Origin of the sequence: Spongiibacter taiwanensis, from assembly GCF_023702635.1 — a bacterium.
Taxonomy (GTDB): Bacteria; Pseudomonadota; Gammaproteobacteria; order Pseudomonadales; family Spongiibacteraceae; genus Spongiibacter; species Spongiibacter taiwanensis.
The window spans coordinates 1,152,334-1,170,173 of sequence record NZ_CP098455.1 but is presented as its reverse complement, the minus strand read 5'-3'; the positions used below and the strand labels follow the sequence as shown (position 1 = coordinate 1,170,173).

Annotated in this window: 13 protein-coding genes; 9 read left to right on the top strand and 4 right to left on the bottom strand. The window is 57.2% G+C overall.

The window, feature by feature from the left end; all coding sequences use genetic code 11:
- The first annotated feature begins 4 nt into the window (after positions 1-4).
- Together NCG89_RS05455 and NCG89_RS05450 are read left to right on the top strand one after the other, a co-directional pair.
- A complete protein-coding gene (locus tag NCG89_RS05455; RefSeq protein WP_251088757.1) occupies positions 5-1,504 on the top strand; it encodes an AmpG family muropeptide MFS transporter in 1,500 nt (499 codons plus the stop codon).
- Between the two features lie 528 nt (positions 1,505-2,032).
- Entirely contained in the window at positions 2,033-4,693 is a 2,661-nt protein-coding gene (locus NCG89_RS05450; protein WP_251088756.1) for a hypothetical protein, read from the top strand.
- A gap of 115 nt (positions 4,694-4,808) precedes the next feature.
- Here the strand turns inward: NCG89_RS05450 and NCG89_RS05445 are convergent, their stop codons facing one another.
- The 4 genes from NCG89_RS05445 to NCG89_RS05430 all read right to left on the bottom strand — a co-directional run bounded on the left by NCG89_RS05445 (position 4,809) and on the right by NCG89_RS05430 (position 8,893).
- On the bottom strand, positions 4,809-5,111 hold the full coding sequence (locus NCG89_RS05445; protein WP_251088755.1) for an MGMT family protein: 303 nt from the start codon (positions 5,109-5,111) through the stop codon (positions 4,809-4,811).
- Positions 5,112-5,379: 268 nt separating this feature from the next.
- Positions 5,380-6,558 (bottom strand): integrase core domain-containing protein, encoded by a 1,179-nt coding sequence (locus tag NCG89_RS05440; protein WP_251088688.1) that lies wholly within the window; start codon positions 6,556-6,558, stop codon positions 5,380-5,382.
- Positions 6,559-7,223: 665 nt separating this feature from the next.
- The gene (locus tag NCG89_RS05435; RefSeq protein ID WP_251088754.1) at positions 7,224-7,877 is read right to left on the bottom strand and encodes a carbonic anhydrase; all 654 of its coding nucleotides are present in this window, start codon (positions 7,875-7,877) and stop codon (positions 7,224-7,226) included.
- Positions 7,878-7,915: 38 nt separating this feature from the next.
- Positions 7,916-8,893: a phospholipase A gene (locus NCG89_RS05430; protein ID WP_251088753.1), complete on the bottom strand. Its 978-nt coding sequence runs from the start codon at positions 8,891-8,893 to the stop codon at positions 7,916-7,918.
- A gap of 136 nt (positions 8,894-9,029) precedes the next feature.
- On the opposite strand from NCG89_RS05430, the gene NCG89_RS05425 reads away from it, so the two are divergent.
- The 7 genes from NCG89_RS05425 to NCG89_RS05395 all read left to right on the top strand — a co-directional run bounded on the left by NCG89_RS05425 (position 9,030) and on the right by NCG89_RS05395 (position 17,751).
- Positions 9,030-9,509: an FxsA family protein gene (locus NCG89_RS05425; RefSeq protein ID WP_251088752.1), complete on the top strand. Its 480-nt coding sequence runs from the start codon at positions 9,030-9,032 to the stop codon at positions 9,507-9,509.
- 225 nt (positions 9,510-9,734) lie between these two features.
- Entirely contained in the window at positions 9,735-10,025 is a 291-nt protein-coding gene (locus tag NCG89_RS05420; RefSeq protein ID WP_251088751.1) for a co-chaperone GroES, read from the top strand.
- A 56-nt stretch (positions 10,026-10,081) separates the two neighbouring features.
- Positions 10,082-11,728: a chaperonin GroEL gene (gene groL, locus NCG89_RS05415; protein WP_251088750.1), complete on the top strand. Its 1,647-nt coding sequence runs from the start codon at positions 10,082-10,084 to the stop codon at positions 11,726-11,728.
- A gap of 468 nt (positions 11,729-12,196) precedes the next feature.
- The gene (locus NCG89_RS05410) at positions 12,197-15,460 is read left to right on the top strand and encodes an alpha/beta fold hydrolase (protein ID WP_251088749.1); all 3,264 of its coding nucleotides are present in this window, start codon (positions 12,197-12,199) and stop codon (positions 15,458-15,460) included.
- 237 nt (positions 15,461-15,697) lie between these two features.
- A complete protein-coding gene (locus NCG89_RS05405; RefSeq protein ID WP_251088748.1) occupies positions 15,698-16,630 on the top strand; it encodes a D-hexose-6-phosphate mutarotase in 933 nt (310 codons plus the stop codon).
- Positions 16,631-16,743: 113 nt separating this feature from the next.
- A complete protein-coding gene (locus tag NCG89_RS05400; protein WP_251088747.1) occupies positions 16,744-17,286 on the top strand; it encodes a CC0125/CC1285 family lipoprotein in 543 nt (180 codons plus the stop codon).
- Positions 17,287-17,385: 99 nt separating this feature from the next.
- Positions 17,386-17,751, top strand: a complete 366-nt coding sequence (locus NCG89_RS05395) for a CoA-binding protein (protein WP_251088746.1) — start codon at positions 17,386-17,388, stop codon at positions 17,749-17,751.
- The last annotated feature ends 89 nt before the right edge of the window (positions 17,752-17,840 follow it).

Below are 17,840 nucleotides of genomic sequence, written 5' to 3'. Positions count from 1 at the left end.
CGCGTTGCCCGATACGGCGGAGAGCAAACTGATCTGGTGGCGGGAGAAACCCGTCTGGATCATCTTGTTGCTGGGCTTTTCTGCCGGTGTTCCCCTGTTGCTGATTTTCTCCAGCCTGTCCCTGTGGTTGCGCGAGGCGGGTGTCAGCAAATCCGAAGTAACTTATTTTAGCTGGGCTGCCCTGGGGTATTCCTTCAAATTTGTGTGGGCGCCGCTGGTGGATAAATTGCCGCTGCCGGTGTTGAGTCGGCTGTTTGGTCGCCGGCGTGGCTGGTTGTTGCTGGCGCAGTTGGCGGTGATGGCGTCCATCGCCTTGATGGCGATGACCAATCCCCAGGGCAATTTGACCATGATGGCCGTGGCCGCAGTGATGCTGGGTTTTTCGGCAGCAACCCAGGATGTGGTCATTGATGCCTACCGGATTGAGTCCGCTGACGAGCGGCTTCAGGCGCTGTTGTCGTCGAGTTACATTGCCGGATACCGAGTCGGCATGATCGCAGCGGGTGCCGGTGCGCTGTATCTGGCCCAGGGCTTTGGCAGTACTGCCGAGGTCTACAGTTATACCGCTTGGCGCAACACCTACCTGTGCATGGCGGGAGTCATGTTAGTCGGGTTGATCACGACCTTACTGATCAGCGAGCCGACTGCCAGAGGAAATAACAGCTATCCCTATTCTGCCAAGGCCTATTCACGCTTTTTTATCGCTTTCTTGTTGGCCATTTCTGCCTTTGTCCTGGTGCTGCTAGAAGCACCAGCTGCGCCGGTGGCTTTTGCCGGCGTGAGCCAGCATGTGGTGGCCTTCTTCTATCAGGCGCTGGTGCTTGTGGTTGGCGGCGTGGCGGCGCTGGTAGTTTTCAGTGGCTTGCTGCGGGCGGGCCTGGTTGACCGGGAGCTGCTGGCGGAAAGCTATACCCAGCCGATCATGGATTTTATTCGGCGCTACGGCCGGGTCGCCCTTTGGGTGTTGTTGCTCATCGGTTTCTACCGGGTGTCCGATATTGTCCTGGGCGTTATTGCCAATGTGTTCTATCAGGATATGGGCTACAGCAAGGACGAGATCGCCAGTGTCACCAAAATCTTTGGCGTGCTAATGACCATTGCCGGGAGTTTTTTGGGTGGTTTGCTCACCCTGAAATATGGGGTGATGCGCATGCTGATGGCAGGTGCCGTGTCGGTGTCGCTGGCCAACCTTGCCTTTATGTGGCTGGCGGGTATTGAGGCTAATCTGTCTGCCCTTATCGTGGTGATTGCCGCCGACAACCTCAGTGGTGGCCTGGCGGTGGCCGCCTTTGTGGCCTGGTTGTCTTCGCTCACAAACGTGTCGTTTACCGCCACCCAATACGCAGTGTTCAGCTCACTGATGACCTTATTCCCCAAGCTGCTGGGCGGCTACTCTGGAGTGGTGGTGGAAACGGTGGGATACAGCAATTTCTTTCTACTGGCGAGCCTGCTTGGTGTGCCGGTAATGGTATTGATTGCTTTTGTGGCCCGCCGGCTGAAGTAGACCGAATGAGCGGCCGTGGCGGGGCACCTTGCGAGCTGCGATAATCACATAATATTGCCGTTAGGCACTGTGAGGCGCTTCCCGGTGAGTTGGTCAGCTTGTTGCTGATCGCGGGCAGTTTGCGTGGCAACGCTACTATGCCCCGGGTGATGACCACCCCGAATTAGGGGAGGCTACAGACCGGGCGATGCCCAAGCCCCTGGCTAGCCTGTGTGTTCTCCCTCATGCATTCACTGCGGTGCAACATCATCGCCTGTCAGATTCCCAGAGGTGGTATTGATCTGAGCCGTCTCTCTGCTCGGTGTGGGCCCGTTACCATTGAATGACCGGCCAGGCGGCGGTCTCGGTTTTCTCACTCATGCTCGAATCCGGGTTAGTTTCGGCTGGAAGCCTCCCCCCCTAACACCCATGTTGATCCCCCGGTCTTGGGGATAGCGGTAGATTGCACAACGACGAATACTCCTCGCCGGAAATTTCGGTGCTTGCGTCTGAGAGCGCCGTTATGTGATTGCACAGTGGGAGAATGTCATGCAATTTTTATCCTGGAAGCACCTGCCGGTTCTGGCATTGGCAGTCAGTCTGGCTGCCTGTAACGACGATCATAAATACCCCCAGGGAAGCCGCTCCGAGTCGATGATGGTGTCGCCGTCGTTGGGACTGGTGAGTTCGTCGGAGGTGCGGGTGTATCAGGGGGACGGCCTGACCTTGATTGGTAGCGGAACCACTGCCGCTGACGGCAGCGTGGTGGTTGATTACGGAAGCTATTCCGGTCCGGTGGTGATTGAGGTCGTGGGTAGTAGCGATGCCAGTTACTACGATGAAGCGGCAAAGGCAGTGCTGGGTTTTCCTGCAGGTGAGCATCTTCGGGCAATGGCAATTGCACCCACTGCTGCTTTGGGTGTGACACCATTGACCAACTTAGCCTATGAAATTGCCCTCGCCAGAGGCATTTCGCCGCTGACGGAAGCTGAGATCACCAGCATTAATGAAGAGGTGAGGGCGGCCATTGCACCTGGGATCAGCAATCTATTGAGCGTGCCCAGCCTGGTGTCTGCTGCGACGCCAGCAAACAGCCTGGAAGATACCGAAGCGGGTCGTTATGCCCTGTTGCTGGCGGCCTTTGCGGAAATGGCCAGCGGCGAAAGTTCGCCGGCCATTACCACCATGAAGGCGCTGGTGGCCGACGGTAGGGACAGCGTCCTGGACGGTATGGCGGAGGGATCATCCGTTGCCGTTCCCTACGACGATTTTGTTGCCGACCTGACCGCCGCCATCGCGAATCAGGCTGCACTGTTGGCGGATGCGTCTTTGCAAACTAACACCGCCGCGTTGGCGCCCACCTCTGGTGAAATCGGTGATCAAGGTGAGACCGGTGGCGAAACTGGCGGTGAGACCGGCGGTGAAACTGGTGGTGAGACCGGCGGTGAGACCGGTGGTGAGACTGGCGGTGAGACCGGCGGTGAAACTGGTGGTGAGACCGGCGGTGAGACCGGTGGTGAGACTGGCGGTGAGACCGGTGGCGAGACTGGCGGTGAAACAGGCGGTGAGACCGGTGGCGAGACTGGTGGTGAAACAGGCGGTGAAACTGGTGGTGAGACCGGTGGTGAGACCGGTGGTGAAACAGGCGGTGAAACTGGTGGTGAAACAGGCGGTGAGACCGGTGGTGAGACTGGTGGTGAAACAGGCGGTGAAACCGGTGGCGGTGGTGTAGCGGGTGAATTAGATCACCCGGTCTATGACTCGCTCAATGGCAACAATGGTGCTTACCTCCGGTTTGTCGAGAACGATTACCGCTACCTGATGGACTTTGCCAGTGTGTACACGACCTTGGGCGGTGTGCGTCAGCTCCAGTTCAACGTCGATACCCGCAAAGAGTTTGATACCACCGCCTACGAGGGACTCCTGCCAGCCTATATGTTATTGCACATCCCCAGCCAGCTGGGCGAGCAGGAGTGCGATGATACGTTGAAAATCGTGTTATCCATGAACCATACCGGTTCACCGGACGGCAGCCAAGGTCAGTACAACTCCTCCAGTTGTCGCGTGCGGCTGGACTATGCCAGCGAGCTGGGCGGCATACAGGGGGTTATTCTGGCGGCCACCTTGGAAAAGGGAGAGTTCGACATTCATCTGGAGAACGTTCCGTTCCGGGTCTATCGCCATGTGGGTGAGGCCGGTGAACTGACAGGTGATTTGCCACTGGAATACTTCGCTAGCATTGAACTGGCCGATAACCCCAGCTATGAGCTTGGAGCGAACCAGTACTTCCTGCTGGATAACCCCTTTGCCATCGGCGGCACTAGCCCTGATGATGGCACCCCACCCTTTACCGGTAATGCCTCTGACATTATCAGCCTGAATGCGGCGCCCCAGCCCAATGGCGGTTTTGTGGGTGACACCACCTATGTCTGTGGCACCGAATACCGCAACCGTTTTGGTCCATTGCAGATGACCGTGGAAGTGGGCACCTATTTGCTGGAGCAGCGCTATACGACGGCCGAGGCGGGTGGCGCCTGTGAAATCGTTACGGTTTCTCGGGGTGGCAAGTTCTACGACGCCACCTACACCGCGACCTTATATGCTCTGGATGGTCTGCTGGCCGGGGATGATCGACTGCTGCAGATTGAGGGCTCCTTCCGCAACTACGCCGTTGTGTTAACCCGTCCTGAGGCTGAAGACGGCGACGAAGGTGGACTGGAACCGGGTGAGGTTGGCATTACCATGCAAATCGAAGACGGTAGTGGTCACTGGCAAACTGGCGACCGTTTCAAGTTTCTCTACGATGCGCACGATCTGCTCTACAGCTACGAGCCTTCCTATAACCAGTATGGTTATCGCACTCTCGATCGCAGCAAGCGGTTGGCGCTGGATGTGATCAACACGCCGAGAGATATTGGGGTGTATGAATGCGCGACTATCAATGCTGCTGACAGTCGGGCGGTGCAGGTGAATCTCCAGGCTATCGGTGCTCGCTATCAAACGACACAATACAGCCGCGATGCAAAAGCAGAGCTCACTCTGCCCGGTGCTGCCTGCCAGATTGAAATCCTCACTAACGACAATGGCTATGTGACCGGCAACTACTCGGCAACGGCGCTGATTCTCGACGGCGAGCAGATGATGCCCGGCGGCGACAATGTGGTTCGTATCTCCGGTGAATTCCGGCGCAAGCTGGAAGTATCGGAGTAAGGTGTTCAATGGTTAGCGGACCCAGCGTGGTCCGCAGAATTTAAAAAGGCCGGCGGGAAACCCGCCGGCCTTTTTTGTTGGTCATGTGCACTGCGCCGTTGTGAGCTGGGCCAGCTCACGATGGCCAGCGGTATTGCCGCCAGTGAATTTTGCCAGAGGGCTCGGCGCTGCCCTCGGCGATCAATAGCGCGAGTTGGCGTTGGTAGGCAGCGCTGTGAGCGGGAAAACTGATTTTACCCTGCGCACTAATTACCCTGAACCAGGGCAGACGACTGTCGCTGGGCAGCTGGCTGAGTGTACGGCCCACCCAGCGGGCGCGGCCCGGCAGGCCCGCTAGTTTGGCAACTTCGCCGTAGCTGCACAGGCGGCCTTTGGGGATGCTGGCGATCACCTGGTAGATTTTTTCTTGCTCGTTCATGGGGGGAGTGGGGTTGCGATGTCCTCTGCTGAGGCTAATGGCGTGAGGGTTTAATCGCAAGGGGGCTGATTTTTTGGTTCTGGGGGCAAGTGTCTTGTTTGGGGGATTTCCACTTGCTTTGTATATTGTCGATTGCTTTTTCCGGCGGAAGGCAGCTGTTTCGCCCAGCTGGGCGACTTACTTCTTTTTATGTGAAAAAGAAGTAAGCAAGAAAAGCACACCTGTATGATTCAGATACATGGGTAACACATTATTTCAAATACATGGGTTACACTTTTATCGTCCAATAGGGGAAGGCTTTACCGCCAATATTGCGCTGGTTAAAGCCACCCAACCTAATGGGTCCAAAGTAGATATCCCAAATTCCATCGTCAACCTGCTCAAGTCCCACACGCTCACCTTTGAGGGAATGGGACACATAGACCTGCCCGCCGCCCCAATAGATTGTGCCGCTGCGCTGCACCTTCATTACAGAGTAGTAACTGGGGTACTCCAGCTCCGGAAGTCGCTCGGGATAATGCCGCTGCGAAGCGCTGTAACACGCCTGAGGTACGCTAAGCGCCAGTGATTCGTGTGGGCGCTGCTCATTGTAGTCTCGCCGAAAGATATCCATACAATGCTGCTGAGCTGCCATCGTGTCAGCGACGGGCTTGGTGACGACCTGCTTCATGGTCCGATGCATCCGTTCATGGCGCCCATTTTGTTGGGGCATTCCCGGTTTGATGCGCTCGGGCACAATGCCCAGCCGCACCCACCAGACCGACAAAGCAGAAAGGCCCCCTGGCGCTTTGCTGGCGAAGGGAACCCCATTGTCACTGCGAATTCGTCGAGGCAGCCCATACTCTTTGAATAGCTGCTCAAAGACTTGCTTAGCCGCCTTTGTTTCGGTTCCCTCAAGCCCCTGACAGCCCAATAGAAATCGGCTGTGATGATCCATCACCGTCAGCGGAAAGCACCACGGCCCGTGGCCAAGCTTGAACTGCCCCTTAAAATCCACACTCCACAAATCATTGGGGGCAGCGACCGGCGCAAAGGGCTCACGATAAGGACTGACCCGTCGCCTGGGTTGGCGGGCCTCAATCAAGCCGTGTCGCTTAAGAATGTTGTGAATGCTAGTGATCGACGGCACCGGTGTATCAGGAAACTGCTCTCGGAGCTTTTGCTGGATCTTCTTCGGGCCCAACGTCATACGACCGATACAACGAGACGCCACCACCGCCTGCTCAATGGCGTAGGGGATCGCCGCTGGGTGATGAAGAGGCCGGCGGCTTCGCTCTTGGAGGCCCTCAATGCCGGAGGCTTGGTATCGCTCGACCCACTTGTAGCCGGTCTTACGGCTGATGCCGTAGTAGCGGCATAGCTCAGCAAAATAGCGCCGACCACCGCGAAGATAATCGCTAATAAATAACACTCGTTCGTCCATCGGTTTCACATCTCGCCAAGGCATGAGCACCTCCTATCCGGTGCTCACTATTTAACCAATGTGTTACCTATGTATTTGAAACAAACTGTTACCTATGTTGTTGAACCCTACACACCCCGGCTGCGCTGCCGATGGCGAAAAGATGCCATCGGTTCCCTGCGCTCCTCATCCATCGCGGCGCAAAACAAACTCGCTACGCTCAAACAGTGTTTTGCTTATTTCCGCGATGGACTCCGGTGCTCGGCAGCTCCACAAGGGGGAAAGGCCGCAGCATCGAATCTGGTTGGATTTTAATGCTTCTACAAAATCAACAGGCACCGCCGAAGTCGAAAGAAAAACGTATCCCGTTCAAGGTGCGGGGGTTAATCCCCCTTTGAGCTCGGTGAGCATCGCAGGAATTTGAAGGGAGTCTTTTAGCGAGGACTGTTTGAGCCGCAGGCGAGTTCCGCAGCGTTCCCTTCAAATTCTGAGAAGCGCAACGCACCCGAAGGGCGAGCGATGGGGCGCCCTTTTTCTTGCCTATTTCTTTTTTGGCGCAAAAAAGAAGTAGGTCGCCCAGCAGGGCGAAACAGCTGCCTTCCGCCAAGAATAAAATTCGACAGGGTAAGGCCCTGTTAGGCCCGGGTAAAAAGCGATGCCCCGCCGGGAAAGGGATACCCCAGTAAACCAAAAAAGCAGCGGGAGGAGCCTTACTCCTCCCCAGCCAACTGCCGGGTGCGCTCCCAGTAATCCTCATAGAAGAAGTCGACTTCCCCAGTCTCCAGGGAGTACTCGGCACCCACTACCAGAAGCTTGCCCTCACTGATCAAGCTCTCCAGAATCGGTGAGCCACTGCTCAAATGCTCCACGGAGCTGCGCACGTTTGCACGCACGGACTGTTTCACCAGTTCGGGGTAGTTGTTGCGCAAGTCGGTAGCCAGCATGGATTCCACCGCGGGGCGCACCCGCTTCACAATGGAGTGAAGGTTCTGGGTCGGCACCCGGCTGTTGCCGGTCAGGGCATCCACTGTGGCTTTTACTGCTCCGCAATTGGAGTGGCCCAACACCACCACCAGCGGTGTGCCAAAGTTGAGGGCGGCGAACTCGACGCTGCCGATGCCGGAGGGGGCGACAATATTGCCGGCAACCCGGATCACAAACAGGTCGCCCAGACCCTGATCAAACACCAGCTCTGCCGGCACCCGGGCGTCTGAACAACCCAGCACGATGGCCATGGGGTTTTGAATTTCAACCAGCTCGGGCTGTTTGGCCTGCACCATGCCATCACTACTGGTATTGAGCTTTTCAACAAACCGCTTGTTGCCGTCTTTGAGTCGCTGTAATGCTTCGTGGCCTGTGATCATGATGGTTTCCTGTTTTATTGCGCTGTTGTTAAGAGCGGTTACAGCCAGTCGCTGATCAGCACGCCAATGCCGATGCTTTCGACGGCATTGTCATACTCGACCAGGCTTTCGCCGTAGCCGTTGAAGTATTTTATATAGGCCTTTACCCGTGAGTTGAGCGGAAAGCTCCAGCCCAGTTCCACGGCACCCTTATTGTTACCCCGCAGATTGTTGCGCAGCATAATACTGAGGGTGCGATTGTGCCATTGGTACCAGCCCATCCACTCGAAATGTCCCAAGTATTTCTCAATATCGGGGTTGTCGTCGTCATCGCCGTGCTCCTTGAAGCGGTACCAGGGCTTGAAGGCCATGGCAAAGCGATCCCGTTCAAACACCATGTTGAACATCAGTCGGTTCCAGCTGCGGGACAGGGGTTCGCCGCGGCCGTTGGACTGGTGATTGAAAATGACCTCGTTGGCAACGTTGCGAATGCCCATCCACTCCCAGTCATTGGCAAAGCTGAGAATCAGCTCGGGCTCGTGGTTGGTCTCCCGAAATGGTGCTGAGGCATCGCTGTTGTAGGCCTGCCAAAAGGAGCGATTGGTGTAGGCAACGCTCAGGTAGCCGTTGTCGTCGAAGATTTCCTCCCAGACCAGCACTTTGATGCTGAACTGGAACTCCATCTCGGTGTGGTCGATTTTGTCGGGGGCTTCCGGGAGTTGGTCGCGGAAATCGGAAATATCATCCCGGTAAGACACGGGCAAAACATAGTTGCTACGGTGGGGTGTCAGTACGAAGGGGTTTTCGTGGCTGTAACGCTCCAGTTGGGCGCGCTTCTCGACGATGCCGGTGCTGAGAATTTCTGGGCTGTCTTGCTCTGCCAATCGCTGCTGACACAGCTGGCGCAATTCGCCGACCGTGGTGCTGTCTGAGGCCGACAGGGCTGCCAATTGCAGGCATTGCGCCATGTCCTGCTGGGCCTGCAGAGCGGTGCTGACCGTCAATGCGGCGATAAAGGTGAGGGCTTTGCGTATCACGATGTGCGTATCACTGGCGCTGCGAATCCGGGTTTTGAGCGCCGTCAGTGTACCGCAAACGGAAGAATGTTGAGCGCTTCCTTGATTTCGGGGTCGAAACCCCAAGATACAAAGGAAGAGAGAAACAGAGAACGCTATGCGTATTTTATTTGGCTTGTTCATTGTACTGCCGGTACTGGAAATGTGGCTGCTGATTAAAGTCGGCGGCGTGATCGGTGCCCTGCCCACGGTCGGCCTGGTGCTGTTGACGGCGGTGATTGGTGCCAACCTGCTGCGGAGCCAAGGCTTTTCCACATTGACCCGGGCACAGCAGCGCCTTAACAGCGGTGAGCTGCCGGCAACCGAAATGCTGGAGGGCATATTTCTGGCGGTCGGCGGCGCGCTGCTCCTGACCCCCGGGTTTGTCACCGACGCCATCGGCTTCTGTTGTCTGTTGCCTGCACTGCGCCGAGGCCTGATCGGTGCCATGTTGAAGCGGGGCATGGTCCAGATGAGTGGCGGGATGTATTCTCAGGGCGGTTTTGGCGGCGGGTCGACGGCCCAGCGCCAGAATGATGCCTCCCCCGGCGGCAATGGCCCGGTGACCATTGAAGGCGAGTACAAAAAAGAAGAATAAATTTTTAGGTCGGGGTCTTGAAATGCAGTTGCGCAGCCCCATTTACCTGAACAGCCCAGAGCGGTGCTGGCCCCGTTAACGACGTGGCAGCACGTTTGGGAAACAAAAAGAACCCGTATTCCAGCCTGGGCAGGGCGTCGGCCAGAGTCACGTCAATGGACTTAGACGGCAGCTGCCCAACTGGTTAGATAAACTCAAATCATTGATTTAATGGAGATTTGTCAGATGAAAATTCGTCCGTTGTACGACCGCGTGGTGGTTCGTCGCAAAGAAGAGGAGCAAACAAGCGCAGGCGGTATCGTGCTGCCCGGGTCGGCCAAAGAGAAGCCGAACCAGGGTGAAGTTATCGCTGTGGGCGAAGGCAAATTGTTGGAGAGCGGTGAGCTGCGCCCTGTGGGTGTGAAGGCTGGCGACGTTGTTATTTTCGGCCAGTATTCCGGCAGCACCGTGAAAGTGGACGGCGAAGAGCTGATCGTGCTTAACGAGTCCGAAATTTTCGGCGTGGTAGAAGCGTAAATTTCCCTCGAACAAATTCATTAAAATCAACGAATTAGTGAAAAGGTAGACAAATCATGGCAGCAAAAGACGTAGTTTTTGGCAATGAAGCCCGCCAGCGCATGGTGGCCGGTGTCAATATCCTGGCCAATGCCGTTAAGGTGACTCTGGGTCCCAAAGGCCGCAACGTGGTTCTGGACAAGTCCTTCGGTGCTCCCACCGTGACCAAAGACGGTGTGTCTGTGGCCAAGGAAATCGAGCTGGAAGACAAGCTGGAGAACATGGGCGCCCAGATGGTGAAAGAGGTTGCCTCTAAAGCTTCTGACGACGCCGGTGACGGTACCACTACAGCCACCGTTCTGGCGCAAGCCATTGTAAACGAAGGCCTGAAAGCCGTTGCCGCCGGCATGAACCCGATGGACCTGAAGCGCGGTATCGACAAAGCCGTTGCCGCCGCTGTTGCCCAGGTACAAAGCCTGTCCATCCCCTGCGCCGACAGCAAAGCCATCGCTCAGGTAGGTACCATCTCTGCCAACAGCGACAGCCACGTTGGCCAGATCATCGCTGAAGCGATGGAGAAAGTAGGTAAAGAAGGCGTGATCACCGTTGAGGAAGGTCAAGGCCTGGAGAACGCCCTGGAAGTGGTTGAAGGTATGCAGTTTGACCGCGGCTACCTGTCTCCCTACTTCATCAACAACTCTGAAAACATGAGTGTTGAGCACGACAGCCCCTTCATTCTGCTGGTCGACAAGAAAATCTCCAACATCCGCGAGCTGCTTCCCCTACTGGAGCAAGTGGCCAAGTCCAGCCGTCCGCTGATCATCGTTGCTGAAGACGTTGAAGGCGAAGCCCTGGCAACCCTGGTGGTGAACACCATGCGCGGCATCGTGAAGGTTGCGGCCTGTAAAGCGCCTGGCTTCGGCGATCGCCGCAAGGCCATGCTGCAGGACATCGCCGTGCTGACTGGCGGTACTGTGATCTCTGAAGAAGTGGGTCTGGACCTGGAGCAAGCGACTCTGGAGCACCTGGGTACCGCCAAGCGCGTGACCATGGATAAAGAGAATACCGTCATTGTTGACGGTGCTGGCGATGCTTCTGCCATCCAGGCTCGCGTCGGCGAGATTCGCACTCAGATCGAGAACACCAGCTCTGATTACGATCGCGAAAAACTGCAAGAGCGCGTGGCCAAACTGGCTGGCGGTGTTGCGGTAATCAAGGTTGGCGCAGCCACCGAGATCGAAATGAAAGAGAAGAAAGCGCGCGTAGAAGACGCCCTGCACGCCACTCGCGCCGCAGTAGAAGAGGGTGTGGTACCTGGCGGCGGTGTGGCCCTGGTGCGCGCTATCTCTACCATCGGTGAGCTGACTGGCGACAACGACGACCAGACCGCTGGCATTAACGCCGCGCTGCGTGCCATGGAAGCGCCTCTGCGTCAGATCGTGGCTAACGCCGGTGCTGAAGCCTCTGTGGTACTGGACAAAGTGCGCAACGGCGAAGGTAACTTCGGTTACAACGCCGGTAACGGCGAGTACGGCGACATGATGGAGATGGGTATTATCGACCCTGCCAAAGTGACGCGTACCGCGCTGCAAGCTGCTGGCTCCGTAGCCGGTCTGATCATCACCACTGAGTGCATGATTGCAGACGCACCAAAGGAAGACGCCCCCGCCATGCCTGACATGGGCGGCATGGGCGGAATGGGTGGCATGGGCGGCATGATGTAAGCCAGCCCCGGCATTCCATGGAGAGCCCCGCTAACTGCGGGGCTTTTTTTTGCCTGGAGAAAGGCGCAGGACGGGAGACGCAAAAGCTTGACCCTGCCAGTCTAGCAGCAACACTAATCTGCGTTCTGCGTTCTGCGTTCTGCGTTCTGCGTTCTGCGTTCTGCGTTCTGCGTTCTGCGTTCTGCGTTCTGCGTTCTGCGTTCTGCGTTCTGCGTTCTGCGTTCTGCGTTCTGCGTTCTGCGTTCTGCGTTCTGCGTTCTGCGTTCTGCGTTCTGCGTTCTGCGTTCTGCGTTCTGCGTTCTGCGTTCTGCGTCCAGCGTCTCCCGTCTCCCCTATGACGCCTTTGCTATGTCTTGTGTTTTTTTGGCTTTAATGTTTTAGTAGTCAACATTGTCATCGAAGCGTCATATCCGACGCGTTGATCAATGCAAGTCTCCCATAAAGATAATAAAAGCAGCAGGTGTCAGTATGTGGGTCAAACGTTTCCTTTTCCCTTGGGTGGTTGCCGTGTTGGTGGCCTGTGGTGGCGGTTCAGGTAGTGGCGGCAACGGCAGCGAGAGTGCTGGCCAGCTGGTCGATTCTCTGTTGAGGGGGGTGGCTTACGCGCCATCGCTCAATGAAGCCAGCTCAAGCAATGCCCGTCTTACCAATGCCCAGGGGGAGTTCTTGTACCGCCCCGGTTCGGTGGTGCACTTTGCCTTGGGGCAGCTTCCTCTCGGCAACAGTCCCGGCGCCCGGTTTATCACCCTGCGGGACCTGGTTGTGTCAGACACGGCGGCGATCAATATGGCCCGCTTTCTGTTGACCCTCGATGCCGATGGCAACCCGGATAACGGCATTGAGCTAGTGCCCGCGGTGGCCTTGCTAACCGCCGAAGCGACGCTTAACCCCCAAGATTTCGCCTTGAGTGGGGCGGAGTTTGCCACCAGCGATCTGGCGGACTTTGCTCGCACCGCCAACGGCGGCCCAACGAGAGCGCTGGTGTCGGCGGAGTTCGCGCAAAATCACCTGCTGGAATCCGAGGCCGATATTGCCGACGGTAGCTTTGATAACGACGGTGGTGGCGACACGGATGGCGATGGGGTCAGCGATGTGCTCGATCAATGTCCCGCCACCGCAAGCGGTGCCCAGGTTGATGATCAGGGCTGCGCCGTAACCTCTCCGCCGGGGCCGGTAGAGCCCGACGCGGATGCTGATGGCATCGCCGACAGTGAAGACAACTGCCCGCAACTAGCCAATGCGGATCAGGCCGACTTTGACGAAGATGGTCAGGGCGATGCCTGCGATAGCGATGACGATAACGACAATGTGGCAGACATTGATGATGCCTTTCCCTTCGATCCTGCCGAATCTTCAGATACCGATGGTGATGGCATCGGCAATAACGCCGACCCGGATGACGACAACGACGGAATCAATGACGACGCGGATAACCAGCCCCTGCAGAAAGACGATGAAGACAACGACGGGGTTGGTGATGGCTTTGATAACTGTGTGGCAGTGGCCAACCCCGATCAGGTGGATGTCGATAATGACGGCATCGGTGATGCCTGCGATCCGCTCATTGATAGCGACAGTGACGGGTTTTCCGACGATCAGGATAACTGTCCTGCCCAGGCCAACCCCGACCAGATAGATGTCGACGGGGATGACATTGGCGATGCCTGTGATCCGCTGATTGATAGCGATGGCGACCAGGTAGCTGATAGTGAAGACAACTGTCCGGCCCTGGTGAACAGCGATCAACGCGATACCGATGGTGACGGGGAGGGTGATGCCTGTGACGAGACCGATGATCGCGATAGCGACGGTGACGGCCTCGGCAATGAAGATGACCGCTGCGCCAATACCCCGGAAGGGGTGGCCATTGATGAGTTAGGTTGTGGCCCCGAGCAGCGCTCCGCATCCTGCGGGGACAGTCTGGCGACTATTCCCGCCGGTCAGCACTATCAGGTGTTACTGGACTCCGGTAGCGGCGAGCGCATCAGTTTTGAGGTGTTCGAGCCCGCTGAGATCAACTGTGGTCAGCGCGGCGCCGGTGCCCATCCGCTGGTTGTGCACAGCCACGGCTTTGGCGGCGCCAGAGAGGTCGACCCGACGGCGGGTATTATCGCGCCGCTGTTAGCCAGCCAGTACGCGGTCATCAGCATCGATCAACGCGGTTTTGGCGACAGCAGCGGCACCGTGCGCATTATGGACCCGGATTTTGAAGGTGAAGATCAGCTGCAGATATTGGATTGGGTGGAGCAGAACCTCGATTACCTGGCCTACCGTGACGAGAGCACTGGCGAGCTGGCAGCGCGCCCCCTCAGCGGCGAAAGCCAAGCCGGTGGCATTAACCTGCTGGCGGGTTCCATTGGCGGCAGTTACGGTGGTGGCTATCAGCTGATGATTCACGCCGTCGATACAAAAGACCGCTTCGATGCGATGGTCCCGGACATTACCTGGCATCACCTGCCTTACAGTCTGAACCCCGGTGATGTGATCAAATCGGCCTGGGCCTTGTTGCTGGTGGCGGGAGGGGAGTCCGGCAGCTACTTCCCCGGCCTCGAAAACCAGGATTCGCCTTTGGCCCGGGGGCTGGACCCCTTTGTGATGGAGACCTTGGTACGGGGCTTGTCGTTGAACCAGATCCCCCGGGATGCGGTCACCTGGTTCGGTTATCACAGCCCTCGCTACTGGTGTGACCTTAATAACCAGGCGACCATGCCCTACGAGGTGCTGCCCAGCGAGTTGAACAATAATCTGACCGGCTTTAACGAAAGCCCCGGTGGGAATACTCGCACCGGGCAGCCTGGCGCCGATGTGTTGCTGACCCAGGGCATTCGCGACACCCTGTTTAACTTCAACGAGTCCTGGTGGAACTATCAGTGCTTGAGAGAGCGCAATGCTGACTCTGACAAACAGTTGCGTCTGTTTACCCATGAGAGCGGGCATATCATCTCTGGTTTTATTGGTGAAACCGAAGAGCCCCTTTACTTTCAGGCGCCGGGTGGCAATTTTGCCTGCGGTGCGGTGTCCCAGCGCGATGCGCAACTGGCATTCCTGAATACCTCCCTGCGCGGCGCGGCGGAGCCCGACTATCTGAGCGATGATCGACTGTGCCTGTCACTGGCTGACGACGACGCGGTGCGCATTCCCGCCGAGCAATTTAAAGCCCGGCGCGGCGAGGGCTCTTCCTTGCCCGCAATTACCTTTACGGAAGTCGCTAATCTACAGGCAGAATCGGTGCTCAATGGCGTTGCGGCCCAGACGGCACATCTCGCTGGCCAGGCGGTACAGGTAATCCCTGCGCTGGTCGTTGACGATGACAATGGCGCAGTGCTGGCGGGGATTCCCCAGCTTGATATCACGGTGAGCAATGCCAACCCCTTGTTGGCGCCGGCCTGCTTGGAAGGCGGCCTGCCCGTCATCGGCACCGGGTGCGACAGTATTGTGTATGTGGGTGTTGCCGTGAGATCTGCGGGGCAGGACCAATGGCGCCTGGTGGATGATCAGATCATGCCGGTGAGAGGGCTGGGCCTGCACGAGGATATTGATCTGGTCGGGGTTGCCGAGCGCCTCAATCCGGGGGATGAACTCGGGCTGTGGCTGAGTGGTTACCATCCCCAGTACCTTGAGTCCTTCTCTCGAGACCTTAGCATCGTGAATGTGGCTGTTCAGGCGACGGTGCGATTGCCGCTTTACGAGGTTGGCAGTGATGGCCAACCGTTGCTGGAGTCTGCCCGGTAACACTTTTCAATGAGTGTTAGCAGGCTCTAGGCTAAATCCTGGGGTAAATACAGCGTCGTCGGTCCGGGATAGGGTCGGCGTCGCTGGCCCACGTTGCCAGCCCTTTGGCATTCAAGCCGTTCGGCTATGTCCCTAGCAATATTTGCCCTTAATTTGCCCTGAGCCCTATGCGGTTGGTGGGGCATTTTGTACATTGAACGTCCCTCTTTTCTGACTGGCCGCAACAGGACGTTAACGATGCTCGACGCTCAATCGCTGGATATTACCAGTGACTGCATAACCCTCACGGATACTACAGCGCTATATGGAAGTGAGGTTGGCTTGCCCTGTTTGAGTGTGCGCACACCAACCTTCCGCGCGGTGGTCGCGCTACAAGGTGCTCAGGTCCTTTCCTTTCAGCCCGAGGGTGAAGAGGAGTGGTTGTGGCTGAGCCCGCTGGCTCGCTTTATTCCGGGGGAGGCGATTCGCGGTGGTATCCCCATTTGTGCGCCCTGGTTTGGGGTCAATCGGCGCGAACCGACCTTGCCAAAGCATGGTTTTCTGCGCAATCGCGACTGGCAACTGGCCGGTGCTGATGAGCTGATGAATCACACGGTGCGCCTGCGGTTTACCTGTGCATCAACCCCGGAAGACCTGGCACAATTTGCCTGGCCCTTTACCGCAGAGCTGGACATTTATTTCTCTGATCAAATTCTGATGGCGCTGCGCATCACGAATCACGGCGAGTCGCCAATGCCCCTGAGTTTTGCCTTCCACAGCTATTTTCGGGTGGCCGATGTGGCTGAGGTTAGCGTGGCTGAGCTGGCGGGTAAGCGTTATTTAGACAATACCGACAAGCTGCAGGAGAAGGTCGAACTCGGCCCGTTGTGTTTCTCCGGAGAGGTGGACCGGGTTTATCCTGGGGTAGGCGGGGTGCAGACAATGATACTGGGCGGCAAGCAACTACATGTGGACGGCTACCACACCGACACCGCCATTCTGTGGAATCCCGGGGCCGAGCTTGCTGCGGGGATGGCGGATGTCGGCGAGCACTATCGCGACTATGTCTGTCTGGAGCGGGGCATGGCTTTTGACGATGAAGTGCAGGTGCCGGCAGGCAGCAGCTATCGCGGGGTGATGGCCATTGGTCGTCGACTGAACGAAACCCTCAACACGATATTCTCGGGCTAAGCTGAACGGAGTGGTTAAGCCAAGGTTAATGGGGACGACTTAAAATGCGGTGGTGTTTAAGTATCTCCCAGTGACTTGACTGGGTCGCGTCGAAACCATTTTGAGGAGTGATTATGCGTTTACCCATTTTATTTGTTGCGTTGTTGTCTCTCGGCCTGGCGGCCTGTAGCAGCAGCACCGCTTATCAGGCTGCGGACAAGCGCGGCGGATATGGTTACACCGAAACCGCGCTGGGTAAGGATCGCTATCGCATTACCTTCAACGGCAACTCTGCGACCGATAAGGAAACCGTCAATGATTACGCGCTGTTGCGTGCAGCCGAGCTGACCCTTCAGGAAGGCTACGACTGGTTCCACCTGGTGAACCGGGATAGTGAAAGCAAAAGCCGCAACAGCACTTCCGTCTCTGGTGGTACCGGATTTGGTGGTGGCACGTCGGTCTATCAGCGCTGTGGTTTGATCAGCTGTGACACGGTGGTCTATGACTCGCCGACGCGCTACAGCGGCGGGGTTGCCTCAACGACCACTCGCACGTCTTACTCCGCTGCTCTGGAGATCAAGATGGGCAAAGGTCCCATGCCCGACGACGCTGAGGCCTACAATGCCCAGGAGCTGGCTTCTACGCTGCGCCGCTGGATGAATACTGGCAATCGCTAAGGTATTCTTGGCGTCAGCAGCGCCATCACCGATAAGCCGGGCAATGCCCGGCTTTTTTTGTGGGCGGCGTGCGTTTCGGAATGGATCGGATGGCAGAGCATGGCAGAAAATGTGGCAGTATTGGGCGCCAGCCCTAAAGCAGAGCGGTACTCCTATCAGGCAACAGTGATGTTGACGAACTACGGCCATCGCGCGTTGCCCGTCAACCCTTACCACGCTGAAGTCGCCGGCAAGCCCTGTGTTCGATCCTTATCGGACATCACTGAGCCTGTCGACACCGTCACCTTGTACCTCAATCCCGCCCAATTGGCGGAGCACGAAGCGGCGCTGATTGCGCTGGCGCCCAAACGCGTGATTTTTAATCCGGGCACTGAATCCCCCGAGCTTGAGTCGCGCCTGGTTGCTGCCGGTATTCAGGTAGAGGAGGCCTGCACCCTGGTGCTGCTACGCACGGGCCAGTTTTGATGTGCTGAACGGTGAGCTCGGCCTGCGCTTGAAGTGATGCGAGCGAGACGGCTGAAGGACAAACCAAAAGCGGCGAATCATGACGATTC